This is a genomic window from Aeromonas sp. 601027 (assembly GCF_049174455.1).
Taxonomy (GTDB): Bacteria; Pseudomonadota; Gammaproteobacteria; order Enterobacterales; family Aeromonadaceae; genus Aeromonas; species Aeromonas veronii_A.
On record NZ_JAAKTN010000004.1, the window covers coordinates 255439 to 269551 of the forward strand.

A 14113-nucleotide genomic window follows, 5' to 3' on the forward strand; every position below is an offset into this window, starting at 1 on the left:
TTGTCTTTAGAGCGATAGCTGTTTTGTCAGCACGGCCAGCAGGGCGACCATTACCAGATTGCCCCGCAGGATCCAGACCACCCGGAAGTACTGCTGGATCGAGATCATCGGCGCCTTGCCCAGACGCAGGGCACGACGCCAGCGATAGAAGAGGCGACTGGGATAGTCGAGGGAGCCGACAATCAGCAGAAACAACCCCACTTTGAGACCGTGGGCAGGATGAGCAAAGAGCTGCGCCACCGAGCTGGCGTGTTCGAGGGCCAGCAGGCAACCGCTGGCAAAGATGGAGAAGAGCGCCAGCGCCGCCACCCCATCTGCCAGCAGCAGACGGTGCACCCGCAACATATTCAGGCCGCGACGAAAGATCAGATACTCGACACAGAGCGCCAGGATCAACAGCATGATGCCGCCGTAGTGAGCCATCAGGAGCAACGTGGGGTTCAGCATTGAACGGATCTCATTTTCTGCCTTTAGACGGGCGGGACGGCATCATATATGCTGGTGACACCCGAGCTGAAAAGGATCTGTGCATGTCCCCCGCCAAGCCCAAGCACACTTGGTCTTTAATCACCCGCATGCGGCTGGGCCTCCTCCTGCTCTTTATTCCCGTAGTGTTGCTCGGCAGCATCTACTACCTGCATATGGAACGTACCCTGCGCCTCGAGCAGCAACAAAACCTGATTGCCCGCAACACCCAATATCTCCATACCCTGCTCGAACCCTATCTGGAGACCCTCAAACGCCAGTTTACGCTTATTTATCAGCAGGTAAATTATCAGGATTTCAGCAGCCCAGCGATCAGTAACGGCGAGCGCTACCTGCAACAGTGGCAGGCCTATCACGAGGTGATGGAGCTCGACTACGTCTATGTAGGAACCGAGCATCGCCAGATGCTGATCCACCCCACCTGGCAGGCGGACGAAAAGTTCGATCCCAGAACTCGCCCCTGGTATCTGCTGGCAGCCAGCCACCCGAACCGGATCGTCTGGACCGATCCCTATTACGACTACACCTTGGGTACCCTCACCATGGCGCTGGCTCGGGTAATTCAAGACCCTGACGGCAAGCGAGTGGGGGTGCTCTCCCTCGATACCCAGCTCACCCCGCTCGCCAACTGGCTCAACAACCGGCATGAACAGAGCCATCATCTGGGCAAGGGCTATCAGATCCTGATCAACCATGACGGGCTGGTGCTGGCTCACCCGGATCGCGAACAGGTATTCAAACCGCTCACCCACCCTGAATGGCTGACACACATGCAACAGCCGCAAGGTTTCTTCCTCGACGATGCCAGCGGCATGATGGTCTCCTACTACCGTGTCCCCGAGCAGCGCTGGTTCCTGCTCAGTGTCGAGCCCACCGCCAGCATGCAGCAGGTGATCGACAGCGTCTCCATCAACGTGCAGCTGATGATTGCCGTTGCCTGCTTTTTCTATCTGCTGCTAGCCCTGCTCTGGGCCCGCTACTTCCGCCGCATGCTGGGGGAGATTACCCTGCTGATCCGCACCAGCCGCTCTGGCGGGATTGCCTATCATGGCAGCCGCATGCTGGAGCTGGCCAAGGTCTATGAAGAGATGGATGCCGCCAGTCAGGACTTTGCCCAGATCCGCCAGCAAGCCAATCAGGACAAACTCACCGGTCTCTACAACCGCCGCTTCTTCGACGAGTGCCTGCAGAGACAGCTCAGCAGCGGTGCCCCCTTCCTAGTAGTGATGTTCGATCTCGATAACTTCAAACAGGTCAACGACACCTTTGGCCACCAAACAGGGGATATAGTGCTCAAACGGGTGAGCAAGCTGGGCATGAAAATGTTTGACCAGTGGGGCTGGCTCTGTCGTTACGGTGGCGAGGAGCTGGTGCTGATCTTGCGCCTGGAGATGCAAATGAGTGAGGCCACCTCGCTGCTGGAGAGCTTCAGACTTGCGGTCACTCAACTGGAGTGGCGAGAGCCGGAACTGACCATTACCCTCAGCGGCGGGGTGGCCTTGAGCCACTCAGGGCTCTCGACCAAGGAGCTGATAGAACTGGCCGACAGCGGGGTTTATCAGGCCAAGCGGGAGGGGAAAAATCGCATCTGCTTCCCCCAGCGTCGTGGCAACGGTCAGATGGAAGAGGCCTCCTCACCTTGAGCCAACTCGGCGGTCATCGTGGCGGGAGACAGAATGAACGCAACCAGGAAAGGAAGACAGGAGAGAGGCAACGGCCTCTCTCTGTTGTTTATATCGCTATTTTTGCCGTGTATTGAGCCTGTTTAAGCGCACAACTCAGCGCTGCCACACCCACACCGGCCAGCCCAGCTCCTCGGCCTGCTGACGCAGCGCGGGGGCCGGATTGACCGCATGGGGATGGCTCACCGCCCGCAGCATGGGCAGATCGTTGTGAGAGTCGCTATAACCAAAGCTCCCCTGCCAGAGATGGTCCCTGCCGGCAAAGAGCTGGTTGATGCGGGCCACCTTGCCTTCGCGAAAACTCAGGGTGCCGCGGGTCTGGCCGGTCAGCATGCCGGCTTCCTCGTCGAGCAGGATGGCCACGCAGTGATCCATCCCCAGCATCTGCGCCATGGGGGCCACCAGATGCTCGCCGGAGGCGGAGATGAGCACCAGCTCGTCGCCACGCTGGCGGTGCCACTCGATGCGGGCCAGCCCCTCCGGGTAGAGGCGCTCCCGCAGCACCTGTTCGGCAAAGCGGGTGCAGAGGGAGTCGAGCCACTGGCGCGTCCTGCCTGCCAGCGGTTGCAGGGTGAAGGCCATGTACTGGTGCATGTCCATCTTGCCCTGATGGTAGAGGGACATCATGGCCTGCTCCTCGGCCACCATGCCCGCCGGGGCCAGCTCCTGGGCCACCATGTACTCCAGCCAGAGGCTGGCGGAATCCCCCGCTATCAGGGTCTCGTCCAGATCAAACAGTGCCAGGGCCATGGCTGCTCCTCGGGTTGGCTGCCAGCATCGGGGAACTGGCTGAAAAATGAATGGGATTCATGGCGTTATGCTACCTCACAGAGTTGATCCCGGGCCACCACTAGGGTCACGGCGCTGCCCACCGGCAGCAGATCGCCGGCACGGCGGTTGAGGCAATCCACCGTCAACAGCCCCGCCTCGCACTCCACCTGATAGCGGATGACGTTGCCGAGCAGCTGCTGCTGGCGAACGATGCCGGGCAGGCTGGGCTCGTGGCTGACCGCCCCTGCGGGCAGCAGGGTGATGGACTCCGGCCGCAGCGCCAGCTTGCCGCGAAAGCGCGGGCCGAACAGGGATTTGGCCTGCTCGCCACCCAGCAGGTTGTAGTTGCCGATAAAGCCCGCCACGAACTCGCTGGCGGGACGGGTGTAGATCTGCTCTGGCGTGCCGCTCTGCACGATGGAGCCCTTGTTCATCAGGAAGATCCGATCCGACATGGTGAGCGCCTCCTCCTGATCGTGGGTCACGAAGATGGTGGTGAGCTCGAGGCGCTGCTGGATCTCGCGGATCTGCTGGCGCAGGCTGCGGCGGATGCGGGCATCCAGCGCCGAGAGCGGCTCGTCCAGCAGCAGGATCCGTGGCTGCACCACCAGAGCCCGGGCCAGCGCCACCCGCTGGCGCTGGCCGCCGGAGAGCTCGGCCGGATAGCGGCGCTCGAAACCGGTCAGCTCCACCAGCGCCAATGCCTCCTGCACGCTGGCCGCCAGCTCCCGCCCCGGCTGGGGCTTCATTTTGAGGCCGAAGGCAACGTTGTCCCACACCGTCATGTTGGGGAAGAGCGCATAGCTCTGGAACACCATGCCGATGCCCCGCTTCTGGGGCTCCTGCCAGGTGATATCTTCACCAGCCACTCGCACCTGACCACCATCCACCGGGGTGAGCCCGGCCAGCGCCCGCAGCAGGGTGGATTTGCCACAGCCGGAGGGGCCGAGCAGGGTCACCAGCTCCCCCTTGCGAATGCCGAATTCGATCCCCTCGAACACCGGCGTATCGCCGTAGGATTTGTGCAACTGATTGACTTCTAAATGAAACATCTTGGATCACCGATGAAATCTGTTGGCCGCCCAGGTGAGCAGCAGGGTCAGCAGGAAGTAGCTCATCACCAGCGCACTGGTGAAGTGGCCCGAAGTGGCGCGCATGTTGTAGAGGTAAACCTGCAGGGTCTCGTAACGGGTGCCCACCAGCATGTTGGCAAACACGAACTCGCCGAGCAGGAAGGAGAGAGAGAGAAACAGCGCCGCCAGCAATCCCTTGCGCAGGCAGGGGATCACCACCAGCAGAAAGGCGCGCCGACTACTTGCCCCCAGCAGATGGGCGGCATCCATCAAATCCCTGAGCGGTACCCCTTGCAGGCTGTTGGCCAGCGCCCGATACATGAAGGGGAGCACCACGGTGAACCAGGTGCCGATCAGGATCCACGGCGTGCCGATAATGGGCAGGACACCGTCGGCGTAGATCTGCAGCAGCCCCACTGACGAAACCACAGGTGGCACCGCGAAGGGGAGCAGGATCAACAGGTTCATCCAGGGATCCAGCTTGGGGAAGTAGTAGGCAACCACCAGCACGGTCGGTACCAGCACCAGGGTCCCCAGCAGCAGGGTGGCGAAACAGACCAGGAGGCTGCGGCCAAACGCCGCCAGAAAACGCGGATCGCCCCACAGCTTGAGATACCAGTCGAGGGTAAAGCCGTCCGGCAGCAGGGTCGCCCCCCAGCGGGTGGAGATGGAGTAGAGAAAGGTGGCCAGCAGCGGTAGCAGCAGGGTGGCGACCAGCCCACCCAGCACCCACTTGGGCCAGCGCGGCGTCAAATCATGCATGGGATTGCCCCTTGTTCACATAGCTCTTTTTCAGCAGCCACTGGTTGGCAGCCGTCACTACCCCCAGCAGCACCATCAGGATCACCGCCAACGCCGCCGCCATATTGGGCTCGAGGAAGATATCGCCGGAGACCAGACTCGCCACCCGGATGGTCACCAGATTGAAGTTGCCGGTGGTGAGGGCGTAGGCAGAGGCATAGGCCCCCACCGCGTTGGCAAACAGGATGATCAGGGTGCCGAGCAGCGCAGGCGTCAGCACCGGCAGTGCCACGTGCCACACATACTGCCCCTTGCTCGCGCCGAGCAGCGCGGCCGCTTGCGGCCACTCATCCTGCAGCGCATCAAACGCCGGATAGAGCAGCAGCAGGGCGAGCGGGATCTGGAAGTAGGTGTAGATGAGGATAAGGCCCGACCCCGAGTAGAGGTTGAAGCCGTCGATCAATCCCCATGATTTCAGCAGCAGGGTCACCGCACCGTTAATGCCGAGAATGATGATAAAGGCGAATGCCAGCGGCACCCCGCTGAAGTTGCCGGTCATGGTGACGAAGGCCAGCAGCAGCCGCTTGACCCGCTCACCGCTGTGGCGCAGCGCCGCCGCCCCGAGGGTGCCGATGGCAAGCCCCGCCAGACTGGCGATACCGGCGATGCGCAACGAGTTGCCGAACGATTGCAGGTAGAAGGGGGAGCTCAAAATCTCCCGGTAGTAGTCGAGGCCCCAGCCATCTGGGGTCTGAAAGCTGCCCACCAGCACCCACACCATGGGAGCGAGCTGGAACAGGATCATCAAGAGGATAAACGGCAGCAGCACCAGCGCGGGCAGCCAGTGGCGGCGCACCTTGTGCTTGGTTGCCACGGGTTGATCCTCGAGGATCTCGGTGGTTGCAGGCATCATCAGTGCACCTCGCGCATAAAGGCCGCCTTGAGCAGCGGTGGCGCTGCCGGCTTGTCGTGGGAAACCCCCAGCAGATCGGCCATCAGGGCGCAGAGCTGGGTCTGGGCAATCGCCACCCCATCAGGCCAGCGTTCGATAAAGGCATCGCCAAACAGCCAGAGCGGCACGGTGCGCTCTTCCGGCAGGGTGCCGCCGTGGCTCAGGTCGTTGTTCATGCCGTGATCCGAGGTGATCACCACCTGATACCCCTCAGCCAGCCACTGGGGCAGCAGGTCGGCCAACAGGCTGTCCATCCGGCGCGCCTGATTGCGGTACTGGCGGGAGTCGAAGCCAAACTTGTGGCCCGCATCGTCCACCCCCATCGGGTGGATCAGCAGAAAATCGGGATCGTACTGGCTGCGCAGCCATTCCCCATCCATCAGCAGATGGCTGTCGGGATAGTTGTCATCCCAGTAGAAGCTGCCGTGCTGGATCGGCAGCAGCTCGTCGTGAGTAAAGCGATCGCGGGCTGCCAGCCAGGGGCTGCGGTTGTAGAGTTCGCTCACCCAGTAATAGGCCGCCGCTGCGGTGCGTTTACCCGCAGCGCGGGCCAGATGGAAGATGGAGTCATGCAGACTGAGGCGACTCACCCCGTTGTGGGTGATGCCGCTCACCACCGGCGGCACGCCGGTCAGGATGCACTCGTAGAGGGGTCGGGAGAGAGACGGCAGGGCAGCATTCAGGGTCGTATGCAGGCCCCGCCCCGCCTCCACCATGCCACCGAGGTAGCCCATGGTGTGGGCTACCTCGGCTGCCAGACCATCCACAAGTACCACTATCACCTTGTGTTGCACTGGATTCCCTTACTGCATGTTGATCATGACGGTTTCTTGCCACTGGCGCGGCAGGGCTTTGGAGCTCTGCTCCCAGGCGGCGTGATCCTGCACCGGCTTGGCATTGGCGTACTGCTCGGCCGGCAGCAGCTTGGCCTTCACATCATCCGGCAGGGTCACGTTGCTGCGGATCGGGCGGGCGTAGCCGCGGGCCAGATTGATTTGACCGGCATCGGAGAGGATGTATTCACGGGCCAGCTTGGCGGCGTTGGGGTTCTTGGCCCACTTGTTGATGATGGTGGTGTAACCGGCGATGACGGAGCCGTCGCTCGGGATCACCACCTCAAACTTCTTGGGGTCGATCTGGTCGCGGTAGTTGAGGGCGTTGAAGTCCCACAGCACACCCACTTCCACCTCACCCTTCTCGATGTTGGCGATGGTAGGATCGTTCAGGGAGAGACGACCCTGCTTGGCCAGCTGACCGAACAGCTCCAGTGCAGGTTTCAGATTCTTCTCGCTGCCGCCGGTGGCATAGGCCGCCGCCAGCACGCCGTTGTTGGCCTGGGAGGCAACGCCCACATCACCCAGGGTCACCTTGTAATCGCCACCCAGCAGGGATTGCCAGCTGGTGGGGGCGGCCTTGACCAGATCCTTGTTGATCAGGAAGGCGATGGTGCCGGTATAGGCCAGCATCCAGTGACCGTCGGCGTCCTTGGCCCAGTTGGGAATATCGGCCCAGGTGGAGGGTTTGTAGGGTTGGGTAACACCCTGCTTGACCGCAACCGGACCGAAGGCGCCGCCCACGTCACCGATATCGGCGGTGGCATTGGCCTTCTCGGCGGCGAACTTGGCGATCTCCTGCGCCGAGCTCATGTCGGTATCCTGATGCTTGATGCCGTAGATGCTGCCCAGCTGCTGCCAGGTATCCTTCCAGTTGGCCCAGCTGTCGGGCATGCCGATGCTGTGGAGCTGGCCTTCGCCACGGGCGGCCTTTTCGAGATCCGCGATATTTTCGGCTGCATAGCTATTTGTGGCAAACAACGGTTGGCTGATGGCCACCATGGCCAGTGCACTTGCGATCACGCTTTTCATCATCCCATCCCTCTGGACTAGGTCAGTTAAGGTTCGAGAGGGATGCTAGAGGGGAATTGTGACGGTGGCGGGGCGCTTTAATGGCAGTTTGATGACAATCACCCTGTCATGGCGCTGTCATCCACAGCAGTTACAACTCTGAACCCGAGTGAGGCTGGACTATTCCAGTAAGGGATTGGCCAGCCACCCGCCTTCTGAATAAGCAACAGGGACAAGAGTGTGACCGAGCCGAGATTGAGCGAGCAGAGAGTGAACGAACAGAGCATGGCCGATGGCCGCGTCTCCTCCAAGTGCGAACAGATTTGCCAGACTCTGCGCCGCTATATCGGCAGCGGCCAGTTGGGGGCCGGGCAGCAGCTACCCGCCGAGCGGGCCCTGAGCGAGCGCTTTGCCACCACCCGCATCACCATCAAGGAGGCGCTCTCCAGCCTCGAAGCAGACGGCCTTATCTACCGGGCCGAGCGGCGCGGCTGGTTTGTGGCGCCACCCCGCCTCACCTACGATCCCGCCATCCACACCCACTTTCACCAGTGGATCGGCGAGCAGCAACGCACCGCCGAAACCCGGGTGCTGGCCCATGGCAGCGAGCTTGCCAGCAGCGAGCTGTGCCGCTGGATGGGGTTGGAACCCTTCACTCCACTTTATGAGATCCGCCGCCAGCGGCTGATCGACGGCCGCCCGGTGCTGCATGTCAGCCACCACCTGCTGGCGAGCCGCTTTCCCGATATCGCCAGCGCGCCGCTGGCCAGCTCCCTCACCGAGCTCTATCAGCAGCGCTATGGCATAGGCCAGGGTGGGGCGAGTCTCGAGATCACCCCCTCGGCGGCGCGCGGCGCCATCGCCCGCGCCCTCAATCTGGCAGAGGGGAGCGCGGTGCTGCGGCTGGTGCGGGTCAATTACGACGAGCGGGGCGGTCTGGTAGATTGCGATATCGAGCACTGGCGGCCGGATGCGATCCGTATCTGTCTGGATACGCGAGCGTTGCAGCCGCTCGCAGGCAAGCTGCAACAAACCCGGGTCGCCGATTAGGGAAAATATCCAGAGCACTGTCGAGCACAGTGGCGATCCGCATCGGCCTCGATAACCGGGTGCTGCAACCGGTCGCAAGCAGATCGCATACCGTTCAACTCAAGGAATAACCAGACTCCAACATGGCGGACCCCGCAGGATCCGCCGGGATCAGTTGTCGATATTGGGGATCATGTCGTCGAAGCTCTGGTAGCCGCAGTCGGCCAGTTGCAGCGACATGGTGTAGGTCTTGGCGTGCTCCTGCTGGCCGATGGCGGGGCGGTTGAGCTTGATCTCCTGATGCCAGTACTCCTTCATCCGGTCGATCAGCGCCATCGCCTCCCCCTCGTTGAGGTGCAACTGGCAGAGCGCCATATAGTTGTTCGACTTGTGCATGTTCTCCACCAGATACTCCCCCAGCACCGACATCGCCTGCCGTGCCTGCTGGCGGGCGAAACGGCTGTGCTGCTCGAAGCTGATCCGCTCGCTGATCAGGAAGTGGTAACTGTTGTCGATACCAAGCTGCAAAATGCCGAGCTTCTCCAGCTTGCGCAGATAGAGGTAGCAGGAGGCATCGGTCAGGCCGTACTCCCGCTTGAGATCGATCAGCGTCTTGTCGCGCCAGAAGATATTGGCGAGAAAAGCGTAGAGCCCCGGCTCATTGTGAAACGCCTCGTCCTGCTCCTGGGTAAAGACGGCGCGGCGGCTCTGGGCGTCCTGAGTGCGATCCAGCAACTCCTCGAACGAGAGACCCACCAGATGGCAGATCTCCAGCAGAGTATCAAACGGCAGCGAGGGCTTGTTCATCATCCGTTTCACGGTCGCGATGGAGACACCCATGGCTTCTGCCAGGGTCTGATAGCGGATCCCCTTGTCGGTCAGGGTCTTCTTCAGGGTGTCGAGAATATTGTTGGCCAGGGTCTGGCTGTAGGTCATGCCACTCTTCCTTGTTATCGCACTTTCATTGCATGGTTATGCCGAGTCAGCTTCTGACCTGTTTTTACCTTCAAGGCTCAGATATTGACACCGAAAAAACAGCCTAGAGAAAAAATCGCCTAAAACGCCCATCAGGACAGACCAGTTGAACGATGAGGTCGCAAAATCTGACACCAGACAGCGCATATCTTTCAACCCGCAAACATTTTGCTAGTGCTGCATAGAACATCGCGCATAATCGAAACGTATCGAATTCAAGACCCTTCCTGGTTGAGAAATCGATTGTTTGCTTCCAAATTTTTATCTTTTAAACCGCAAGGTTTTTTCTCTTTCCTGGCATTGGGCGGCGCTGATAGCACCGCCCTTTTCTTTTCCCTGAATTCGCAGGTCAGGTCAAGGGCCCCGGCAAGGGGAAGTGTCACAGGCCACCCGCCGCCCACTGATGCGCCAGCCACTACGACCTCTCTGGCAAGGTATCCTAAACGATCCTTAATACCGTCTCATTGCCATTAAATATATTTAAATGGCTTACTTGGAAAGCTTCACTCAATATAAAAACAAATATAATCAAGTAATTTAAAACATCAAAAACTTATCTTTTAAATGGCTTGCATATATAAGCAAACAAAATTAATCGGGCCGCACGCCCCATATCTGCTTATCACACCCCATGCCCACCCCAACAACTGCTACCGGGTGAAGAGAAAAGCCACCCACAAGCGCCCATTCGCGTATCTGGTGGGTAGCATAGCCCACGCAAAAACAGCCTCAAAAGACCACCAAAAGTTACAATGGGAACAATCCCAAACCTCAAAAAGAGCAAAAAACAGGCAAAGAGAGAAATTTTTTTCTCACGGTTTCACCTTGTGATGCGTTCAAAAAATCATCGAAAAGAACCTGATGCCAATCAGTGACATCTGAGATGCCAATTTTTAGACGGCTCATCATGGCCACGCTCGAATGAAAATTCAATGCTGATAAAAATCAATCACATAGAATCAAAATAGAACTCGCAGCCGGTCATTTGCCTCACCAGTTAATTATTTAAACCTCAATAAAGCTAAAACTCTAATAACACCATTTATTAAACAAAATGGCCCTGCTTGCAGCCAGTCATATTTATAATGATGGGGAAACCACTCTCTTGTTATTCAGAAATGTGCTGACTATACTGCGGCCCCTCTGTGAAAGCAGAGCGATGACGGAAATATAAAAAGCTTCATGGATTGAGCAATATAAATTACACGCAGTTCACGCAACACAAGGTTATTTATCCATGAACAAGTTTAATAAAATTGCCGCTTTCTCCCTGCTTGCTCTGGCCATGAATGGCGGCGCCCATGCCGAAGGCTGGTATGCAGGTCTGGATCTGACCACCTCCAAGATGGATCTCGACGGTGACCTCCAGCGCGCCTATGACGCCAAAGTGATCGACGACCAGCTCGACGGCGGCAGCCTGATCGTCGGTTACAGCTTCAAACCCTGGCTGGCCATTGAAGGTGGCTTGCACGCCCAGCAGATGGATCAGCTGACTTGGGTGACCTCCCCGATTGCAACCGGCTTTGCCGACACCACCATCGACACCCGCAGCATCAGCCTGGCCGCCAAGCTGAGCCATCCGCTGGCCTGGGGCTTCAGCGCCTATGCCAAACCGGGTATCGCTTACACTCGCACCGAAGTGGAAGTTGTCGGCAATGCCACCATCCTCGGTATGAGCGGTCAGGTAAGTGGCAGCGAAACCAAGAGCAAGGTACACCCCAATCTGGAAGTGGGTCTGGACTACGCCTTCAACGACAGCTTCTCTGCCGGTATCGGTTACGAGCGCCAGTTCAACGCCCTGAGCCTGGGTGATGAGCACTACTCTCTGGATACCCTCAAGCTGGGTCTGCGCTACCACTTCTAAGTCGCGCCGCGTCAGTAACAATGCAAAAGGGCCACAGGTTTCACGCCTGCGGCCCTTCTATTGGCTGATGTGCCATCAGCAGATCTGATTCTTGCCCTGCTGCTTGGCCTGATAGAGCGCCCGATCGGCACGCACCATCAGACTCTCCTTCTGCTCACCCTGCTGATACTCCGCCACTCCGAAGCTCATGGTGGTGACACCGCGGGGACAGATGGGGTTCGTCACCATCAACGCCTGAAACTTGTTCGCCACCACCAACGCATCTTCACGGCCGGTATTGGGCAGCAGCACCATAAACTCGTCGCCACCCCAACGAGCCAGCAGATCAATCTCGCGGATATGGTCGCGCACCAGCGCCACTATGTTGATCAGGGTCTGATCCCCGATATTGTGGCCATAGCTGTCATTGATCTGCTTGAAGTTGTCCACATCCATGGCAATCACGGTAAAAGGCAAGTGAAAGCGGCGCGCCCGTTCGCACTCCAGCTGCAACGCCCGCTCCAGCCGATAGCGGCTGGCGGCACCGGTCAGGGCATCAGTCTCCGCCAGCTGACGATTCTCCTCCACCCTCTGTTGCAGTGCCTCGTTGACTCGCACCAGCTCGGCGGTGCGCTCCGCCACCAGTTGCTCCAGCGACTGATTGCGCAGCTCCAGCTGCTCCAGCAGCAACTTGCTGACGTGGATATTGCGATGGGCGCCGATCATCCGCGCCACAGACCCATCGGGATTGCGCTCTATGATGCGGCCGCAATCCTCGATCCAGATATAGTCTCCGCCGCGACTGCGGCAGCGATACTCGACACGGTAGTCGGGGGCGGCGCCGCTCAGATAGGCATCGAAGCTCGCCATCACCCGATCCATGTCGTCGGGGTGGATCACACTCTCCCAGGTGAAGACATTGTTGCCTAGAGTATGGGGCTCGTAGCCCAGCATCCGGTACCAGCCCGGGTTGCGATAGACGAAACCGGTGTTGGCATTCCAGTCCCAGATGCCATCGCTGATCACCTCGAGAATGCCATGTACCACGGCTTCGCTGACATCCGAGATCCTGATCGTGTCGCTGTCCTGCAGCATGGGAGACCATCCTTGTATTGCCGCCCCGCTGGGGCGCGGGGCATTCCAGCCTGATGTTGAGAAATGATAGCGGCAGACGGCTGCACAGTCCGCTATCCGTTGATCGATGAAAACCGCCACTACTTGTTCCGGTTATCGGCCGCCATCGGGTTCGTCTGAATAACATTAGCAACCAGTGTGGCTCAATATTTCACCCTTGTCCGGTTTTAAAGGCAGGATGATGCAGGTTGCGATAGTGGCTGGGCGCCAGGCCATGCTGGCGTTTGAAGGCGGTGGAGAAGTGGTACTCGTTCTTGAAGCCGCACTGCTCGGCCAGCAGCTTCACCGGGTCGGCCCGGCTGGCCAGCAAGAGCGCCGCCCGCTGCAGCCGCAGCCGTTGCAGCAGCGCCATGGGCGCCAGCGCGAAGTGCTGCTGGCAGAGCCGGTAGAGCTGGCGCTCGGAGAGATGCAGGGCGCCAGCCATGCGCGCTATGTCCCACGGCTCGGTCAGCGCCTCTTTGAGCAGCAATTCGAGGCGCAGCGCCAGCCGCTCGCCACGCCGCTGCCCCTCCCCCTTTTGCAACAGACGGCGCAGGTAAAAGCCGAGCTGCTCAACCAGCAGGGCGCTGAGCAGCGGGTCCTGATGGCGCTCCTGCTCCGCATAGAGGTTCTCGAGCGTGCGCAGCACGGTAGCCTGCTGGGAGGTACAACCGAGCCGGGGGTGGCTGGCGAAGGCATCCCAGGGGGAATCCTTGTGCAGCAGCAGCCACACCAGCTCCCACTCACTCCCCTTATTCACCTGCTGGTTCAACGGCTCACTCAACTGATAGCAGAGTGGCTCCCCGGCTGGGATCAGCGCCCACTCCCCGGCCTGCAACCGCTCGCGGCGATCGCCCACCTGCACCTCCCCCTCACCGCCCAGGGTCAGCAGAAAACAGTGCATATCGGCAAAGCGGCGCGCGATGCGGTAGCGGGTCTTGAGACGGGAATAGCCCGCCAGCCACACCTGCTCCTGTGCGAGGGCCGGCAGCAGACTGTCGCAACAGATCTGCTCGCGGCAGTCGGGGGAGACATCGATAATCTCGGTGTTGGCAGTTTCAGACATCATCAGGACGGGCTCAGCCATGTCGAAGGGACAGGCCCCAGCATAGCATTAAGGGCATCGAGTCACAGGAGACCAGCCATGCATATCCATCACGTCGCCATCTGGGCGCAGGATCTGGAGGCACTCAAGGCATTCTACTGCACCCTGTTTGGCGGGCAGGCCAATGAGCGCTATCACAACCCGAGCAAACAGTTCAGCTCTTACTTCGTGCGTTTCGAAGGGGGCGCCAGCCTGGAGCTGATGCACATCCCCATACTGTTTCCGGCAGATCTCACTCTGCCACACCCGTTGCAGGGGCTGGCCCACCTCGCCTTCTCCCTCGGCAGCGTGGAGGAAGTGGACAAGATGACCGCCCGCCTCAAGCTGCTCAAGGGCGCCGAAGTGAAACACCTGGACGGCCCCCGCTGGACCGGCGACGGCTATTACGAGAGCACCTTCCTCGACCCGGAAGGCAACCGGCTGGAGCTGACCATCTAATACCTGAATGCTCCCCTCACCCTGGCCCTCTCGTAAGTTCGATTAGCGAAGCGTAATCGGA

General features: G+C 59.8%; 14 protein-coding genes. 4 read left to right on the forward strand and 10 right to left on the reverse strand.

Annotated features, from left to right (window positions below; all coding sequences use genetic code 11):
* Positions 1–6 precede the first annotated feature (6 nt).
* Entirely contained in the window at positions 7–447 is a 441-nt protein-coding gene (locus tag G5193_RS07890) for a DUF2214 family protein (protein ID WP_421205725.1), read from the reverse strand.
* An 83-nt stretch (positions 448–530) separates the two neighbouring features.
* On the opposite strand from G5193_RS07890, the gene G5193_RS07895 reads away from it, so the two are divergent.
* Positions 531–2129 carry a sensor domain-containing diguanylate cyclase gene (locus G5193_RS07895; RefSeq protein ID WP_421205727.1) on the forward strand — a complete coding sequence of 533 codons (1599 nt, stop codon included), beginning with the start codon at positions 531–533 and terminating at the stop codon, positions 2127–2129.
* Between the two features lie 135 nt (positions 2130–2264).
* On the opposite strand, the gene G5193_RS07900 is transcribed toward G5193_RS07895, so the two are convergent.
* The 6 genes from G5193_RS07900 to G5193_RS07925 form a co-directional block, all read right to left on the reverse strand.
* A complete protein-coding gene (locus tag G5193_RS07900) occupies positions 2265–2918 on the reverse strand; it encodes an HAD family hydrolase (protein ID WP_421205729.1) in 654 nt (217 codons plus the stop codon).
* A 65-nt stretch (positions 2919–2983) separates the two neighbouring features.
* Complete coding sequence (locus G5193_RS07905) at positions 2984–3991, reverse strand: ABC transporter ATP-binding protein (RefSeq protein ID WP_421205731.1); 1008 nt, start codon at positions 3989–3991, stop codon at positions 2984–2986.
* Between the two features lie 6 nt (positions 3992–3997).
* Positions 3998–4774, reverse strand: coding sequence for an ABC transporter permease (locus tag G5193_RS07910; protein ID WP_005355251.1), 777 nt, complete (start codon positions 4772–4774; stop codon positions 3998–4000).
* The gene (locus G5193_RS07915; protein ID WP_368174886.1) at positions 4767–5666 is read right to left on the reverse strand and encodes an ABC transporter permease; all 900 of its coding nucleotides are present in this window, start codon (positions 5664–5666) and stop codon (positions 4767–4769) included. The genes G5193_RS07910 and G5193_RS07915 overlap by 8 nt, the downstream gene beginning before the upstream one ends.
* Positions 5666–6499 (reverse strand): alkaline phosphatase family protein, encoded by an 834-nt coding sequence (locus G5193_RS07920; protein WP_421205733.1) that lies wholly within the window; start codon positions 6497–6499, stop codon positions 5666–5668. The genes G5193_RS07915 and G5193_RS07920 overlap by 1 nt, the downstream gene beginning before the upstream one ends.
* A 9-nt stretch (positions 6500–6508) precedes the next feature.
* Complete coding sequence (locus tag G5193_RS07925; RefSeq protein ID WP_031227932.1) at positions 6509–7570, reverse strand: ABC transporter substrate-binding protein; 1062 nt, start codon at positions 7568–7570, stop codon at positions 6509–6511.
* A 264-nt stretch (positions 7571–7834) separates the two neighbouring features.
* Between G5193_RS07925 and G5193_RS07930 the strand changes: the two genes are divergently transcribed.
* A complete protein-coding gene (locus G5193_RS07930; RefSeq protein WP_088868366.1) occupies positions 7835–8599 on the forward strand; it encodes a UTRA domain-containing protein in 765 nt (254 codons plus the stop codon).
* Between the two features lie 150 nt (positions 8600–8749).
* On the opposite strand, the gene G5193_RS07935 is transcribed toward G5193_RS07930, so the two are convergent.
* A complete protein-coding gene (locus G5193_RS07935) occupies positions 8750–9514 on the reverse strand; it encodes a helix-turn-helix domain-containing protein (RefSeq protein WP_005336490.1) in 765 nt (254 codons plus the stop codon).
* A 1276-nt stretch (positions 9515–10790) separates the two neighbouring features.
* Between G5193_RS07935 and G5193_RS07940 the strand changes: the two genes are divergently transcribed.
* Positions 10791–11417: a porin family protein gene (locus G5193_RS07940; protein ID WP_421172987.1), complete on the forward strand. Its 627-nt coding sequence runs from the start codon at positions 10791–10793 to the stop codon at positions 11415–11417.
* Between the two features lie 75 nt (positions 11418–11492).
* Here the strand turns inward: G5193_RS07940 and G5193_RS07945 are convergent, their stop codons facing one another.
* Together G5193_RS07945 and G5193_RS07950 are read right to left on the reverse strand one after the other, a co-directional pair.
* Positions 11493–12491: a sensor domain-containing diguanylate cyclase gene (locus G5193_RS07945; protein ID WP_421205735.1), complete on the reverse strand. Its 999-nt coding sequence runs from the start codon at positions 12489–12491 to the stop codon at positions 11493–11495.
* A 190-nt stretch (positions 12492–12681) separates the two neighbouring features.
* Positions 12682–13578: a helix-turn-helix transcriptional regulator gene (locus tag G5193_RS07950; RefSeq protein WP_227341565.1), complete on the reverse strand. Its 897-nt coding sequence runs from the start codon at positions 13576–13578 to the stop codon at positions 12682–12684.
* A 75-nt stretch (positions 13579–13653) separates the two neighbouring features.
* Between G5193_RS07950 and G5193_RS07955 the strand changes: the two genes are divergently transcribed.
* Positions 13654–14052, forward strand: coding sequence for a VOC family protein (locus tag G5193_RS07955; protein ID WP_421205737.1), 399 nt, complete (start codon positions 13654–13656; stop codon positions 14050–14052).
* Positions 14053–14113 lie beyond the last annotated feature (61 nt).

Coding starts and splice junctions, on each gene's coding strand:
- G5193_RS07940 (WP_421172987.1), top strand. CDS start 10,791: ATGAACAAGTTTAATAAAATTGCCGCTTTCTCCCTGCTTGCTCTGGCC.
- G5193_RS07930 (WP_088868366.1), top strand. CDS start 7,835: ATGGCCGATGGCCGCGTCTCCTCCAAGTGCGAACAGATTTGCCAGACT.
- G5193_RS07905 (WP_421205731.1), bottom strand. CDS start 3,991: ATGTTTCATTTAGAAGTCAATCAGTTGCACAAATCCTACGGCGATACG.
- G5193_RS07935 (WP_005336490.1), bottom strand. CDS start 9,514: ATGACCTACAGCCAGACCCTGGCCAACAATATTCTCGACACCCTGAAG.
- G5193_RS07950 (WP_227341565.1), bottom strand. CDS start 13,578: ATGATGTCTGAAACTGCCAACACCGAGATTATCGATGTCTCCCCCGAC.
- G5193_RS07945 (WP_421205735.1), bottom strand. CDS start 12,491: ATGCTGCAGGACAGCGACACGATCAGGATCTCGGATGTCAGCGAAGCC.
- G5193_RS07955 (WP_421205737.1), top strand. CDS start 13,654: ATGCATATCCATCACGTCGCCATCTGGGCGCAGGATCTGGAGGCACTC.
- G5193_RS07925 (WP_031227932.1), bottom strand. CDS start 7,570: ATGAAAAGCGTGATCGCAAGTGCACTGGCCATGGTGGCCATCAGCCAA.
- G5193_RS07915 (WP_368174886.1), bottom strand. CDS start 5,666: ATGATGCCTGCAACCACCGAGATCCTCGAGGATCAACCCGTGGCAACC.
- G5193_RS07910 (WP_005355251.1), bottom strand. CDS start 4,774: ATGCATGATTTGACGCCGCGCTGGCCCAAGTGGGTGCTGGGTGGGCTG.
- G5193_RS07890 (WP_421205725.1), bottom strand. CDS start 447: ATGCTGAACCCCACGTTGCTCCTGATGGCTCACTACGGCGGCATCATG.
- G5193_RS07895 (WP_421205727.1), top strand. CDS start 531: ATGTCCCCCGCCAAGCCCAAGCACACTTGGTCTTTAATCACCCGCATG.
- G5193_RS07900 (WP_421205729.1), bottom strand. CDS start 2,918: ATGGCCCTGGCACTGTTTGATCTGGACGAGACCCTGATAGCGGGGGAT.